The organism is Heyndrickxia sp. MSNUG, assembly GCF_049532715.1.
In the GTDB taxonomy this organism is placed as follows: Bacteria; Bacillota; Bacilli; order Bacillales; family Cytobacillaceae; genus Mesobacillus.
On the sequence record NZ_CP150978.1, the window covers coordinates 877912 to 892530 of the forward strand.

Here is a 14619-nt window from a genome sequence, read left to right on the forward strand (position 1 = left end):
AAGTTATCATTTGTCGTTATTCATATGTTTCTTGAATTTCACAAAGTCTAAATAAAAGGAAAAATCCTCTTTGCTGATCCCGTTTTTTATCGCTTCATCCACAAGCAAGAGCCATTCCTGATCAATTGGAATACCACTCTTGTTAACCTGTTTCTCTTGCCCCGTTAAATATTCAACTGTAGTATCCAGGGTTTTGGCTAGACGAGTGAGAACTTGCATGGAGGGATTCTTCTGGATGCCTCTTTCAATATAACTAAGATAGGATTTCGACACATTTGCTTTTTCAGATAGCTCAGTGATCGAGTACTTTTTTCTTGTCCGCAAAATTTTAATTTTCTCGCCAACCATCATATTGTTATTCTCCTTAAATCAATTCATCAATTCATTATAACGAACAATCTAGTTCTTTTAAAAATACGTAAATGTATGGAAAACAGAGATAATTCTTTAAAACGAACGATTTGATTGATTTTTTGGGGTTATTCGGCATTTTTCAGACTTTTTCATAAATGATTCTATTGAACTATACTTTATTAAGAACAAATTCGTCGATTTGACTGACCCAGGAGGTTTTGAAGGGTATGTACAGGAAAAACTGTGATCGGTGCAAGCGTCCATCGTATAGCAGCAGTGAGGCAGGGGAATGGCTTTGCCCTGTTTGTGGTCACGATTTAACTAGATATCCCTTTTTTCAAGCAGTTTCTCTTGAAAAAGTGACCATTTTAAACCGGTGGAATAACGCTCCATATAAAAAAGAAACGACTATTAATGAGTCCGCCAATAATTTTTGGGGGTAAGAACAAAAAAACTGTTCAACAATTAGGGATAAAATATGACAAAAAAGCCTCTAAAAAAGCTTGAAATTTCTGAAAACTAACTAAAACAACACGTGTTTTTGTAATTCTGTGGAAAAAAAACGAAATAATCGATAAAAAGTAACCGACAAATACCTACATTATAAATAAAAAGAACCATATACAATGATATTGGGAGTTAAGGATATGATAAAAGGCACAGAAAAAGGCAAACTTGTTGAAAAACTGGGACGCAAAGTCACGGATCTAAGGTGCGAGGTACTATGATGGCCGGACTGCCTGGAATACAAATAGTATTTTGGGGGGAAGAAATTGATTAGTGAGAAGGCAATTTTCGAAGAACTGGATACAGAATGGATGCAGTTAATCATGGAAGCACTGGAAATGGGCTTGAAGAAAGAGGAAATCCGCGAGTTTTTAAAGAACTTCAATGGTCAATCTCCTTGCACTGAGCTTTAAAACCTACATATAAAAATAAAAAATTGATCAAGCAGCTCTTTTTGGAGGTGCTTTTTATTTTTTCTGCAATGTTAACCTTAAATAGTGAGTAGCCCTCCCTTTTACTACTCGGTCACTCCCGGCATATTTGCTAGCTGCTTGCGGAAAAGGTGGGTACCTTTTACACCGTTAAAAGAATGAAAAAAAATGGACAGCTTTTACAGGCTATCCATTTAAACTTATTTATTATGAAGTTTCCATTTATTAAATTCTAAAAACTCTCGGAACTGGTCTTTGGAAATTCCAGAATCCATCGCTTCTTTAACAAGCTTCACCCAATCAGAATCCATATTCTCTTTGTCTGGCTGTTCGTGGATTAAATAGTCAACAGGTATATGGAGGACAGCAGCAATTTTCTCTAAGAATTGAATGGACGGGTTTGTTTGAAGATTGCGCTCCAATGAGCTTAAATATGATTTCGCAACGCCAGCCTGTTCTGCCAGTTCTGATAGCGACATTTTCTTTTCCTGTCGAAGTCGTTTTACTCGTTCACCGATCAAAGTTATCCACACCTTATCAATTTATAGTTATATAATAACAAATCATTTAAAATAGTTCCATATTAAGAACAGCTTACAGAACAATTATAACCAATTTAGTTTTCCCATAGTGTAGATTATTGAAGTTTTTGCTGCGAACAACTTGGGAAAATTAGTGGAATATCCATTGTTTATTTTTATATCGACATTATACAAGATAATTTTAAGTCTGAGGATCGTGATAATGAATGTCCAATTTATTATAAGGTCCAGGGAGAACTCCTTCTTGTGAGCATTATTCCAGATTCAGGCTTTTCCCAATCTTCAATCACACTTTCAGCCCAAGTAGTCACAAAGAACCTTAACAGAACCATCTAATTAGAGCCTTTAGCACCGCATTTGTTCTCAAAACACAGAAAAAAAGGTAAAATGATAGCAATCAGTATAGGCATGGGGGAATAAGATGCAGAAAAAGTATTTATTGATATATGAAGAGATCTCGAGACTGATTCAAGATGGCCATTATCAGCCGAAAACCATCCTGCCATCAGAAAATGAATTCGCTGACAGCTATAAAACTTCGAGGGAGACAATTCGCAAAGCATTAAATTTGCTTGCGCAGAATGGATTCATCCAGAAGATTCGCGGAAAGGGCTCTCTGGTTCTGGATTTAAAAAGACATCAGTTCCCGATTTCCGGGCTTGTCAGCTTTAAAGAACTTGCCGGGAATCTGGGAGGCAAGGCTGAAACAAATGTTGAGGATTTTACATTGGAGCTGGCTGGACGGGAAATTGCCAAAGAACTGCATGTCGATGATGATGAGAAAGTGTGGAAGGTAACAAGAGTAAGGCTTATCGATGGCGAGAGGATCATCCTTGATAAGGACTTTCTTGTGGAGAGATTTGTGCCTGGACTAACAAAGGAAAACTGTCAAAATTCCATTTTTGAATATATCGAGAAGAAGCTTGAAAAAAAGATCAGCTTTGCCAAAAAGGAATTCACTGTTGAGGAACCAACCGAGGAAGACCGTAGGCAACTGGATATGGAAGGTTATCATGCCATCGTTGTAGTAAAGAATTATATTTACTTCGATGACGCTACACAATTCCAGTATACAGAATCCAGGCACCGTCCCGACAAATTCCGGTTCGTTGATTTCGCCCGGCGTATGGATACGAAATCGATATAATATGATATTTTATAAAAAGAACGGCTTCCCATTTGCGGGAAGCCGTTTGCTATTTTGCTTACTATTGCTTTGGATATTTTCCAACCACAGAGATATTACTATTTTTGCTTAATGCTTGGATATTTCCAACCACATGGATTTAACTATTTTTACTTAATGCTTCGGATATTTTCCAACCAAATGAATAGCGCTGATGATTCTTTTATTGATCCAGGCTCTGTTTTCCTGGGTATTTAGCTGCTCAAATACCATTTTTCGGCCATCTTCGGTTGTGACATAATGGCTTGGCAGTGTATTGAGGCTAATGGCGATGATATCATTCCTGCACTTTGAACAATTACAAAAAGTCTGGTAATCAGGACTCATCATCAAAACATTGACAAGAGTAGAAACCACTTCTTCCATTACGTTTACATAGTTTATATTCATGGTGCTCCTTCTCTCCCTATTGAAGTCCTACAATAAATTATAAAGGATTAAATAAATAATAAAATGAAATTTTAAATATTAAAATTAATATGGGTCTTTAGGATTACTTTTATCCTAGATAATGGATGTGCAAAAAGATGTTTTAGTAAGACAGAACAGGGAAACTTTAATAGTGGAGATAAAGTCATATATAAGGAGATGTTGACCATATGTCTAAAAAAATTGCCTGCTTAATAACCGAAATGTTTGAGGACTCTGAATATCTTGAGCCATCAAGGGCTTTTACAGAAGCTGGCCATGAAGTGATGACAATTGAAAAGGAAAAAGGGAAAACAGTCACTGGCAAGCAGAAAAAAGCAGAAGTCAAGATCGATGAATCTATCGACAATGTGAGCCCTGAAGACTTTGATGCGTTATTTATCCCGGGAGGATTCTCTCCGGACCAGCTCCGTGAAGATGAGCGCTTCGTCCAATTCGCCAAATCGTTCATGGATGCAAAGAAGCCTGTATTCGCCATCTGCCACGGCCCGCAGCTGCTTCTAACAGCAAAAACACTTGAAGGCAGAGACGCAACTGGCTATAAATCCATTCGAGTGGACATGGAATATGCTGGCGCGAAATATCAAGACAAAGAAGTGATCGTTTGTCAAAACCAGCTCGTCACTAGCAGAGAGCCAAAGGATATTCCAGCCTTCAATCGAGAAGCTTTAAATTTGTTAAAATAAACACTTAGCTGAAAACCCTTCTGCAGTTTGAGAAGGGTTTTTTTGTGAGTTGGAATTGGAAAAAACAGCTCGGAATTTCCAGTTCGCCAATATACTTTATTTTCGTCAAATAAATTGTGAACTTCGCCAGAAAAAATTTCGCCCCATCACTTGATTGAAATTCACTTACATATTTAAATGATTATATAACTAAATTTCTTCTGGAAAATTAACTGACTGCCATTACTCATCTCAATTTCTTATTAAACTACAAGATTTCAGTTGAAAATCATTTTTCTTCAAACAAATTCCAACTCATTACATAACCACGTGTGGAAATTAATATTCATTTTGCGAAAAACATTGTATAAGATAATATAGAATCAGATTGTATGAATCAGGGAGATGAAAGAATGATTGTTCTAAAATCGGCACGTGAAATCGAGAAGATGAAGGAAGCTGGCAAATTGCTCGCTTCAGTCCATAAAAAGCTTCGTACTTTCATTAAACCCGGTGTAACGACCTGGGAAATAGACGAATTCGTTGAAAATTATTTAAAGAAGCATGGAGCCACTCCGCAGCAAAAGGGCTACCGTGATTATAAATATGCAACATGTGCAAGCATCAATGATGAAGTGTGCCACGGCTTTCCGCGCAAAGAACCGTTAAAAGAAGGCGACATCGTCACAATTGATATGGTGGTGAACCTGAACGGTGCACTTTCGGATTCTGCCTGGAGCTATGCTGTTGGGGAGGTCAGCGAACAGGCACAAAGGCTGCTTGATGTGACGAAGGAAGCATTATACCGCGGGATTGCGGCCTCTGTTCCTGGAAACCGCATCGGTGATATCGGTCACGCCATCCAGTCGTATGTGGAAGCGGAAGGTTTTTCTGTCGTGCGTGAATTCATCGGACATGGAATCGGAACGGTCATTCATGAGAAGCCCGATATCCCACACTACGGATTACCCGGGAGAGGCCCGAGAATTAAAGAAGGCATGGTTTTCACAATCGAACCAATGATCAACATCGGGGAATGGAAAACGAAAATGGACAACAATCGCTGGACGGCTAGGACAATTGACGGAAAGCTGTCAGCTCAGTATGAACATACGATTGCGATCTTGAAGGATGGCCCGGTTATTTTAACAGAACAGGAAGATTAATATTGTAAAATAGAGCCGGCACCAGCTGAGGCTCTATTTTTTAATAGAGGTGAAAAAATTTTTCACCAATGCATAATAAACTTAAAAAAAATTTGATAAAATAAAGGTTGTTCAAAGGGGGCGAAAGAATGGCTGGAGAAATCAGTACCCAAAATGTCATTGTTAAAATAAAAGCAATCTACTCCTCACTGTCTTCCAGGGAAAAAGCTGTGGCCGATTACATATTGAAAAACCCGCAGGAAATTATCCACCTGTCGATCACCGAGTTCTCAGAGAACAGTTCGGTCGCTGAAGCAACCATATTCCGCTTCTGTAAACGGCTTGGATTCCGCGGCTATCAAGCGTTTAAAATTGCCCTTGCAAGCGAAGTGGTGGAGCCAATCAAGAATATCCATGAAGAAATCAAGGAAGAGGATGAGGTCCTCACTCTTGCGGAAAAAGTTTTCACCGGACACATTGAAGCCATCAAGGATACATTGAATCTGCTGGATGGTCAGGTACTTGAAACTATCGTGGAAACATTAAGCCGTGCAACAAGAATTGATTTTTACGGATCAGGAGGATCATCGGCAATCGCGATGGATGCCTATCACAAATTTTTGCGGACAGGCATCAACTGCCACGCTCACAGCGACGGCCACCAGCAAATCATTTCGGCTGCATTGCTTGGTCCTGGTCATGCCGCAATAGGAATTTCGCATAGCGGCAGCAATAAAGATGTCATAGAAGCATTAAGGATTGCAAAAGCTAATGGTGCAGCGACAATCGCCATTACCAATCACTATAAATCTCCTTTGACGAAGGAAGCGGACTATGTCTTATATACAACGTCACGAGAAACTTATTTTCGCTCGGAAGCCCTTGCATCAAGACTTGTGCAGCTTAGCTTGATCGATGTTCTGCATGTAGCCGTATCCGTCAGGAAGCAGGAGGAAACACTAGGCAATCTGCAGAAAATACGTGAAGCAATTTCGATTAAGAGATACTGATTAGTTTTTAATATGATGAAAAAATTTCGCAATTCCGTATACGAGGTACTAATTAGTTTTAAAACGATGAAAAAAATTTTCATATTTACCTATACATATGAAAAAATATTTGATACTATCTGGTTATAACGAAAAAGGAGTGCATCTACGTGAAACTTGGAATGGTTGGCCTTGGAAAAATGGGCTTTAATTTAGTACTGAATTTAATGGAAAACGGCCATGAAGTTGTGGCAAATGATATCAATCAGGAAGCAATGAAAAATATTGAAGCTAAAGGGGCAGAAATTGCCGCTGATTATAAAGCAATGGTGGAAATGCTGCCAACACCACGTGTCATCTGGCTGATGATTCCTGCTGGAGACCTGATCGACCAGGTAATTGAAAGCTTCATTCCACATCTAGAGGCTGGAGATGTTCTGATCGACGGCGGAAACTCAAACTACAAGGATACATTGCGACGTGCAGAAAAACTTTCAACATCAGGCATCCAGTTCATGGATGTTGGTACGAGCGGCGGCATGGAAGGTGCACGAAACGGTGCATGTACAATGATCGGCGGCGATGCTGAAGTGTTCGCACATGTAGAACCAATCTTTAAAGATATTTCAATCGAAAATGGCTACCTTTATACAGGCAAGGTCGGAAGCGGCCACTTCCTGAAAATGGTCCACAACGGAATCGAATACGGCATGATGCAGGCAATCGCTGAAGGCTTTGAGATTCTTGAAAAAAGCCCGTTCGATTACGATTATAAAGAAGTTTCACGCGTGTGGAACCACGGCTCCGTTATCCGTAGCTGGCTGATGGAACTAATGGAAAATGCATTCTCGAAAGAGCCTAAGCTAGAAAGCATAAAAGGCGTGATGCATTCATCTGGCGAAGGAAAATGGACAGTCGAAACAGCACTTGACCTGCAGACAGCTGCACCAGTCATCGCATTGTCATTAATGATGCGCTACCGTTCATTAGAAGACGATACATTCACAGGAAAAGTCGTTGCCGCATTAAGAAACGAATTCGGCGGACATGCTGTTGAACGAAAAGAAAACTAATATTAAGGTTCTCCTCGACAACGAGGGGAGCCTTTTTTCATATTTAAAGACTTTAATAAATACTTCTCGATTTCCTCACACATACCCCAATACGTTCATAAAATTATCCTTTTTTACAAGATGGCAACATTGCATTTTCCGTTATAGTGGAAATGAAGACACGGAATGAAGGGTGTTGTCCATGAAGACAAAATGGTATTTCTTTTTTCTGACGATGATTGCCGTTTCGGCGATTCTATATGCCTGGCTTGGAATTCAGGAGGTAAAACCGGTTAAGATTGGAATCCTGATGATTGGCGAAAACCGATATGAAAAGTTTACCGGCTTACAAGATGGTCTAGAGGATCTCGGGTACAGCCGTCCAGAAGTTCAGTATAGAGTGATGAATGCCAAAGATGATGAAGAGCGGCTAAGCAAACAAATAGATCAGCTTCTTATAGAAGAACCTGACTTGATCGTGACGCTTGGCGGAATTGAGACGCAGAGCTTAAAGAAAAAAATGGATCAGCAGCACAAACAAATTCCTGTCGTTTTTGCTGGCATTGCTGCACCAAAGGAACTCGGTCTGATTGAGGATTACAAGTCTCCTGGAGGACTTTTTACCGGAATCAACAACTACCATGAAAGCATTTCTGGCAAGCGGCTCGAAATGCTGACATCTCTCGTGCCGGAGATTGAAAAGGTTCATGTCCTATTTGACAGTAAAATTGAGGTCAGCAAGTTAAGCCTGCAGGAAACGAAGGCAGCGGCATTGACGTTAGGAGTCACAGTGGTTCCATGTGATGCCAGCTCTAAAGAATGTCTCAACACTTTATGGAAAAATGCAGGGAAGAAGGATGCAATCCTTATCTTGCCAAGCTTCAGAATTGAATCACTCACCGATCAGATCGTGAAGCTTACCGAGGAGAAGAAAATACCTTCTATGGGTCTGTATGATTTTGAAGCGGAAAATGGACTGCTTGCAAGCTACGGTGCCAGTTTTCATTCACAGGGATATCAGGCATCCAGATTTGTCAGCCTCATCTTGCAGGGAAACAAGCCCGCCGATTTGCCAGTTGAACTTCCAGATGGCATTCGCTTCGTGATCAATCAGCAAACAAAGGAATCCCTCGGTGTCACGTATAACCAGGATTTGCTGTATATCGCAGACTTGATTCACCCTGAAGCGCAGGGAGGGCGAAAGCGATGAAGAGTTTGCTGGAATTCATGCATTCACAAACCATCAGAAACAAGGTGCTTGTATTTGGGGTAGTGATGTCCACGATCCCGCTCTTGTTGATCAGCATTTACTACTATTCTTACGTAAAATCGGACCTCGAATCAAGGATTCTTGAAAAACAAAATTTGATGCTCGAAAACCTGTCGCGAGAAATAGAGTTTGACTTCAACCAGACATTCCAGCGGATTCATGTACTGGCGTCAATGAATCAATTAAAGAAGGAAAAGAGCGCTTTGTATGAATTGCTGCAGCAAAGCGATTCCGTCGAGGAAGTCATCGTGGCCGACGATAAAGGCTATGTGGAGAAAAGAGTTTCACGCTATGAACTCAATATTCCAGGGGAAAAAGAAAAGTGGTTCTCTGACGATATGTGGTTCAGTCTGCAAACGGATGATAAGGTTTACGGGCAGGTTGAGTTCAATCAATACGGCCAGCCGGTCATGAAGCTGGCGATTCCATTTTATGAAAATGATACGAAAAAAGCAATCGGGGTCGTAGTCCAGCTGCAAAAGATGATCGGCAAAATATCATCCATGCGCCAGGATAATTCATCCTATATCTACCTTGTCGATGAGAAGGGACGGATCATTGCCCATCAGGATTACAGCAAGCTTTGGCATAAACAGCCTTCTGGTGATGATGACGAAATTGGCGTGACGTCGAAGCTGGACGATTTGAACTGGGTGCTCGTGATGGAGCAGCCGAAGTCGACGGCTTTTGCCCCAATCTACCGGATGCTGCAGAATGGAATCGGTGCGGTTGCATTGCTGATTTTGACTGTCAGCCTGATCAGCGTCTGGGCTGGGCTATATTTTACAAGGCCGATTGAGTTGATTGATCGGGAAATGAACCGTCTCAAACAGGGACGCAACATACGTCCTCTTAAGATGAAAAGAAGCGATGAGCTCGGCAAGCTTGCGGATTCCTTTAACGATATGAGCAAGGAGCTGCTCGAGAAATCCAGGCAGCTTGAACAGGAAAAAGAACGGCTTGATGTCGTCGTGAACGGGATTGGAGCGGGCCTGGCACTGGTCACAAAAGAGTACCGCATTACCTGGATGAATCCAATTTTAAAAAGCTGGCTAAAAGATGAGCTCCTGACGCTGCCATGCTATGCGGTCATTGGCGGCGAGAGCACTCCATGCGTCAATTGTCCGATTACCTGTCCGGACCTGGGGAAAATGGCGGACGAAGTGATGAAATTCAAGGATGGAGCCAATGGTGAGCTGATTTTCAGGCACAGAGTATTTCCGCTCAACCATGCGATTGAAGAAGAAGGTGAATTCCTCGTTGTGCTTGAAGATATCACCGAACAAAAACAGATGGAAGAATCGATGATCCAAACGGATAAGCTCAGCGCGCTCGGCATCATGGCTTCAAGCTTTGCCCACGAGGTTAACAATCCGCTTGCGACCATTAATGTGTATGCAGAGGATTTGATCGACCGTCTCCAGGCTGATGATGAAGATCTGGATGAGGATGAAATGGAGCACTATCTCCGGAAAATAAAAGAAAATACAGAGCGCTGCAAGCGTATCACCGGGAACTTGCTTAATTTTTCCCGGAAGAATGATTGGACCGAGGACCAAATCAATGTAAAAGAAATGATTGAAAACAGCGTCAGCCTTGTTGAGCATCAGCTGAAAAAGCAGCGAATCCAGCTTGAGCTTATGATGGAAGAGGAATTGCCTGCTGTTACGGGTGACGGTTTGAAGTTGATGCAAGTGCTTGTCAACTTGATCAACAACGCGGTTGATGCAATGGAAAGCGAAGGAAGACTCCTTCTTTCTGTTTTCCATAAGGATCATGCCATTTCAATTAAGGTAACAGACAGCGGTCATGGGATTCCGCCGGAAGCAATGGATAAGCTGTTTGATCCATTTTTTACAACAAAGCCGATTGGCAAGGGGACAGGTCTTGGTTTATCGGTATGCTACGGCATCATCCAGCAGTTCGGCGGGAATATCCAGATTGACAGCAAGCCGGGGGAAGGGACGACAGTAGAAATCCAGCTGCCGGCAAAGGAATTCATGGAGGTGGGGGACGATGTCAGCAACCAGATTGCTAGTCGTTGATGATGAACAGGATTTGCTTGAGCTTTTGGTAAGACGGCTAAAACGCAAGGGATTTGAAGTAGACAGCGCCGGCACGGCTGAGGATGCGCTTGAGCTTGTGAAAAAGAACGATTATGACATCGGAGTCTATGATATCCGCCTTCCGAACATGGATGGAATTGAACTGTTAAAAGAAACAAAGAAACTCCAGCCTGACACTGAAGTTCTGATTTTAACTGGCCATGGAACGATCGATACGGCAATCGAAGCGATGAAGGTGGGCGCCTTTGACTATATTGCGAAACCTTACAATCTATCAGAGTTGGAGTTGACCATTGCCAAGGCCGTTGAAAATAAGAGGCTGAAAGAAAAGAATGACAGCATGAAGAAAATCATCGCCCAGCATAATGAATTCAATATTATCGGCGACAGTGCCAATTTTAAAGAAGTGCTGGAGATGACCAGAAGGATTGCCGACAGTGCCGTACCCGTGCTGATCGAAGGCGAGAGCGGGACCGGGAAGGAGCTGTTCGCCAAGGCACTGCATTATTGGAGCAGCCGTTCTGAAGAGCCGTTCGTCCCCGTTAATTCCGGTGCATTGCCTGAGCATTTGCTGGAAAGTGAATTGTTCGGTCATACCCGCGGCGCGTTCACCGGAGCAAGCCAGGATAAGAAGGGATTAGTTGAAGCAGCGAAAGGCGGCACGTTATTTTTAGACGAGCTCGGCGAAATGCCGCTGGCTCTTCAGGTGAAATTGCTGCGCTTCCTCGAGACAGGCGAGTTCCGCCGGGTGGGAGATGTCAGGGAACGGCATATCACCGTTCGGGTCGTCGCCGCAACGAATCGCGATATGGAGAAAGAGGTTGCCGAAGGGCGTTTCCGCGAAGATCTCTATTACCGGTTGAATGTCGTCAAGCTGACGATTCCGCCATTGCGCAAAAGAAAAGGGGATTTGCCTGCGCTGATTGATTATTTTATCGGCAAGACGAAGGACCCATTGCTGCGTCTTTCTTCAGATGCATTGGCAGCGCTCGAAAAATATGACTTTCCCGGAAATGTGCGCGAGCTGAGCCATCTAATTGAGCGCGGCGTGTTACTATCGAGAGGAAACTTGATTGAAGCGGAGGATTTTTTATTGCCGCATGTAAAAATTAGTCATGCTGCACCTGTCCAGACACAGCTCTGCTCGCTCGAGGAATTGGAGAAAATCCATATCGAGAATGCATTGCGACAGATGAATTGGAACAAGACAAAAGCAGCAGAGGTACTAGGAATCAGCGTTCGTAATTTGTATCGGAAAATTGATCAGTATGAGTTGAAGGAATAGTTTTGGGAGAGCGAACTAGAAAAACGATCAATATGGTTTGAAGGAATAGTTTAAGGTGAGCGAACTGGAAAAAAACGAGTAAAATTTCCAGTTCGCTATAATATTTCTTTTTTCGCTATAAAAAGTTTATTTTCGCTATAAAAAAATTTTTTTCGCTATAAAAATGGAAAAATCGCTATAATACTATAATTTTCGCTATAAAATTTTTCGAACAAAAAGAGGTAGTGTAAAATGAAAATAGAATTGTTATTTTGAAGCGAAAAAAATAAAGGAGTGACATGATTGATTGAAAAATACAGAGAATTTCCAAAAGAAATTACTATTTTGAAGACGATTTTGAGGCGATTTAGCTTAGATTTACAGCGCAAGACAGAATTTGAAAACAGATTATCCAGAAAGTTGGCTGGTTATAAAGGTGAAAAAGAGCTAGACTACCATCTTTCGCAATTTGACCATTCAAAATTTAAGATTTTACATGATTTACGAATTCCCCACAACAATACCCACTTCCAAATCGACTCCCTTCTTATATCAAACACATTCATGCTTTCCATTGATTCCAAAAACTACGCAGGCATACTAGATATAAATACAGAATTCAACTATTTGATCCAAACATTAAATGGCAATGAAAAAGTGTATCAGGATCCAATCCTGCAAACAAGAATCCAGGCTTCGCAACTTAAATCCTTTCTTATAAAAAATCAATTCTCCCCTCCGCCAATCGAATTCCTTGTTTCAGTCAGCAACTCGCAGGCTATGATTAGAAATCCTGACAACAATATGGAGGTGAGCAGGAGAGTATGCAAAACGCCAGCCGTTTCTTTTAAGATTCAATCTTTTAATGACAAGTACCAAAAGGAGTTTTTATCAACAAAAGAAAGCAAGAAGATCGTTAAACTGCTTTTGAAAAGCCATGAGCCTTATGTTCCTGATATTAGTACAATGAATTTGCCCATGGAACATATCAAAAAGGGAGTTCAATGTCCGGAATGTGCCCATATCGGCATGAGAAGGATTCATGGCAGCTGGGTCTGTAACCAATGCGGATATCTTTCTAAAAATGCCCATATTGCTACACTCAAGGATTACTTCATCATTTTCGGTCCCGCTATCACAAGCCGGCAATTTTGCGATTTCCTTAATATCTCTTCAATCCACCAAGCTAAAAGAATGCTTTCTACAATGGATTTGGAAAGCCACGGCTCAAAAAAAGGAAAGGTTTATATACCAAGCAAAGACTATGAACTATGGAATTAAACGAAATGCAACTCTCTTCAATATGGCCTTCCCGCACACCTGCAAAAATGTCACATGCCAAATCCCCCAACACCATGACAAAATGTCACATGCCAAGATTGCAACACCATGTCAAAATGTCACAAAACAAAGCGGCGGGTTTGGAGCAAAAAGCTCCAGCCGGCCGCTTTTTTTTGTTCACAGAAGTGTCACGATTCCAACATCCCCAACAGCCGCAAGGGATTGAGGGCTTTCTGAATCTGGAATAAGCGCATGCCAAAAAAGTTGGCACGCCCCTTGCATTATATAAAGGCAAATAAAAATAAAAGGATGTGGCACCATGCTATCCAATATTGGCGTACCTGGTTTGATTTTAATCCTGACACTGGCGTTAATCATCTTTGGTCCGAAGAAACTTCCGGAAATCGGAAGGGCATTCGGGCAGACGCTGAAGGAATTCAAGAAATCTACAAGGGAGCTGACAAGCGATATTACAGACGATATTGCAGACGATCTGAAGGAAATCAAAAAAGAATTATAAATGCATAAAGAGGTGACGAATCATGGGCCTATTTTCAAATGAGAAAAAAGTAGATTATGACAAAATAGTCGACAAGATGCTTCCAGATGCGAAGAAGGAATTGGATGAATCCCAGTATGATACCCAGCTTGGCTTGAATATGGCACGCGATGCCAGGAAGGTCATCAGCGGAAAACTCAAAATAGAGGATTTTCACAGAGTTTATTCCTCTTCACTTACACAGGAATTCGGTAACTACTATGCATCAGGAGCTCCTGAAGAGAAGAAAAAAGGTGACGGGCCGAAATGGGCGATGGTCATCGATCTGAAAAAATGCGTTGGCTGCGATACTTGTACTGTTAGCTGTAAAGCGGAAAACCGCACGCCGCCAGGCATTTCCTACAACGTCGTCATGGAATCGCTTGAAGGAGAATTCCCGAACATCAAGGCGGTGAACCTTCCAAGACCGTGCATGCAATGCGATAAGCCAGCATGCGCCCAGGTCTGCCCAACAAGAGCGACCTACAAAATGGAAAATGGCATTGTCGCCATCGATAATGACCGCTGCATCGGCTGCCGTTATTGCATCGTTGCGTGCCCATATGGAGCGCGTTCCTTCGATTTCGGCGAGAGCTATGAGCAGGAAATGGTTGGCTACAATGATGTAACAAGCCCAGAGTATGGGAAAGAACGCGGCAGCCGTGAAAAAGGCAAGACGCCAATCGGAACTGTCCGCAAGTGCAGCTTCTGCTTCCACCGCCTGCAAAGAGGCGAAGAGCCGGCATGCGTGGAAACCTGCATTGGCGATGCGCGCTTCTTTGGCGACATCAGCGATCCAAACAGTGTTGTGTCCAAACTGGCTGCAAGCCCAAGAGCTTTCCGCCTGAAGGAAGAGCTTGGAACGCATCCAAACGTTATTTACTTACGATAGGAGGGATT

General features: G+C 42.0%; 15 protein-coding genes and 1 riboswitch. Of the genes, 12 read left to right on the plus strand and 3 right to left on the minus strand.

Annotation, left to right across the window (positions count from 1 at the left end; all coding sequences use genetic code 11):
- Positions 1 to 6 precede the first annotated feature (6 nt).
- Positions 7 to 351: a helix-turn-helix domain-containing protein gene (locus AABM38_RS04355; protein WP_423409305.1), complete on the minus strand. Its 345-nt coding sequence runs from the start codon at positions 349 to 351 to the stop codon at positions 7 to 9.
- 661 nt (positions 352 to 1012) lie between these two features.
- A riboswitch (cyclic di-GMP riboswitch) is annotated at positions 1013 to 1098 on the plus strand.
- 29 nt (positions 1099 to 1127) lie between these two features.
- Between AABM38_RS04355 and AABM38_RS04360 the strand changes: the two genes are divergently transcribed.
- Positions 1128 to 1274 carry an anti-repressor SinI family protein gene (locus AABM38_RS04360; protein ID WP_423409306.1) on the plus strand — a complete coding sequence of 49 codons (147 nt, stop codon included), beginning with the start codon at positions 1128 to 1130 and terminating at the stop codon, positions 1272 to 1274.
- 218 nt (positions 1275 to 1492) lie between these two features.
- On the opposite strand, the gene AABM38_RS04365 is transcribed toward AABM38_RS04360, so the two are convergent.
- Complete coding sequence (locus AABM38_RS04365; protein ID WP_423409307.1) at positions 1493 to 1813, minus strand: helix-turn-helix domain-containing protein; 321 nt, start codon at positions 1811 to 1813, stop codon at positions 1493 to 1495.
- Between the two features lie 442 nt (positions 1814 to 2255).
- Between AABM38_RS04365 and treR the strand changes: the two genes are divergently transcribed.
- A complete protein-coding gene (gene treR / locus AABM38_RS04370; RefSeq protein WP_423409308.1) occupies positions 2256 to 2981 on the plus strand; it encodes a trehalose operon repressor in 726 nt (241 codons plus the stop codon).
- Between the two features lie 153 nt (positions 2982 to 3134).
- Here the strand turns inward: treR and AABM38_RS04375 are convergent, their stop codons facing one another.
- Entirely contained in the window at positions 3135 to 3410 is a 276-nt protein-coding gene (locus tag AABM38_RS04375) for a late competence development ComFB family protein (RefSeq protein ID WP_335375267.1), read from the minus strand.
- Between the two features lie 209 nt (positions 3411 to 3619).
- Here AABM38_RS04375 and AABM38_RS04380 point away from each other — a divergent pair, with 209 nt between their 5' ends.
- From AABM38_RS04380 to AABM38_RS04425, 10 genes are all read left to right on the plus strand, one after another.
- Positions 3620 to 4135 carry a type 1 glutamine amidotransferase domain-containing protein gene (locus tag AABM38_RS04380; protein ID WP_423409309.1) on the plus strand — a complete coding sequence of 172 codons (516 nt, stop codon included), beginning with the start codon at positions 3620 to 3622 and terminating at the stop codon, positions 4133 to 4135.
- Between the two features lie 392 nt (positions 4136 to 4527).
- Positions 4528 to 5280 (plus strand): type I methionyl aminopeptidase, encoded by a 753-nt coding sequence (map, locus tag AABM38_RS04385; RefSeq protein WP_423409310.1) that lies wholly within the window; start codon positions 4528 to 4530, stop codon positions 5278 to 5280.
- Positions 5281 to 5408: 128 nt separating this feature from the next.
- Positions 5409 to 6269 carry a MurR/RpiR family transcriptional regulator gene (locus tag AABM38_RS04390; RefSeq protein ID WP_423409311.1) on the plus strand — a complete coding sequence of 287 codons (861 nt, stop codon included), beginning with the start codon at positions 5409 to 5411 and terminating at the stop codon, positions 6267 to 6269.
- A 149-nt stretch (positions 6270 to 6418) separates the two neighbouring features.
- On the plus strand, positions 6419 to 7321 hold the full coding sequence (gnd, locus tag AABM38_RS04395; protein ID WP_423409312.1) for a phosphogluconate dehydrogenase (NAD(+)-dependent, decarboxylating): 903 nt from the start codon (positions 6419 to 6421) through the stop codon (positions 7319 to 7321).
- Between the two features lie 181 nt (positions 7322 to 7502).
- A complete protein-coding gene (locus AABM38_RS04400; protein WP_423409313.1) occupies positions 7503 to 8510 on the plus strand; it encodes an ABC transporter substrate-binding protein in 1008 nt (335 codons plus the stop codon).
- The gene (locus tag AABM38_RS04405; protein ID WP_423409314.1) at positions 8507 to 10615 is read left to right on the plus strand and encodes an ATP-binding protein; all 2109 of its coding nucleotides are present in this window, start codon (positions 8507 to 8509) and stop codon (positions 10613 to 10615) included. The genes AABM38_RS04400 and AABM38_RS04405 overlap by 4 nt, the downstream gene beginning before the upstream one ends.
- Complete coding sequence (locus AABM38_RS04410) at positions 10587 to 11921, plus strand: sigma-54-dependent transcriptional regulator (RefSeq protein ID WP_423409315.1); 1335 nt, start codon at positions 10587 to 10589, stop codon at positions 11919 to 11921. Before AABM38_RS04405 ends, AABM38_RS04410 begins: the two co-directional genes overlap by 29 nt.
- Before the next feature lie 282 nt (positions 11922 to 12203).
- Complete coding sequence (locus AABM38_RS04415; protein WP_423409316.1) at positions 12204 to 13181, plus strand: NERD domain-containing protein; 978 nt, start codon at positions 12204 to 12206, stop codon at positions 13179 to 13181.
- 319 nt (positions 13182 to 13500) lie between these two features.
- The gene (gene tatA / locus AABM38_RS04420) at positions 13501 to 13701 is read left to right on the plus strand and encodes a twin-arginine translocase TatA/TatE family subunit (protein ID WP_335429580.1); all 201 of its coding nucleotides are present in this window, start codon (positions 13501 to 13503) and stop codon (positions 13699 to 13701) included.
- 22 nt (positions 13702 to 13723) lie between these two features.
- Entirely contained in the window at positions 13724 to 14611 is an 888-nt protein-coding gene (locus tag AABM38_RS04425; protein ID WP_423409317.1) for a 4Fe-4S dicluster domain-containing protein, read from the plus strand.
- The last annotated feature ends 8 nt before the right edge of the window (positions 14612 to 14619 follow it).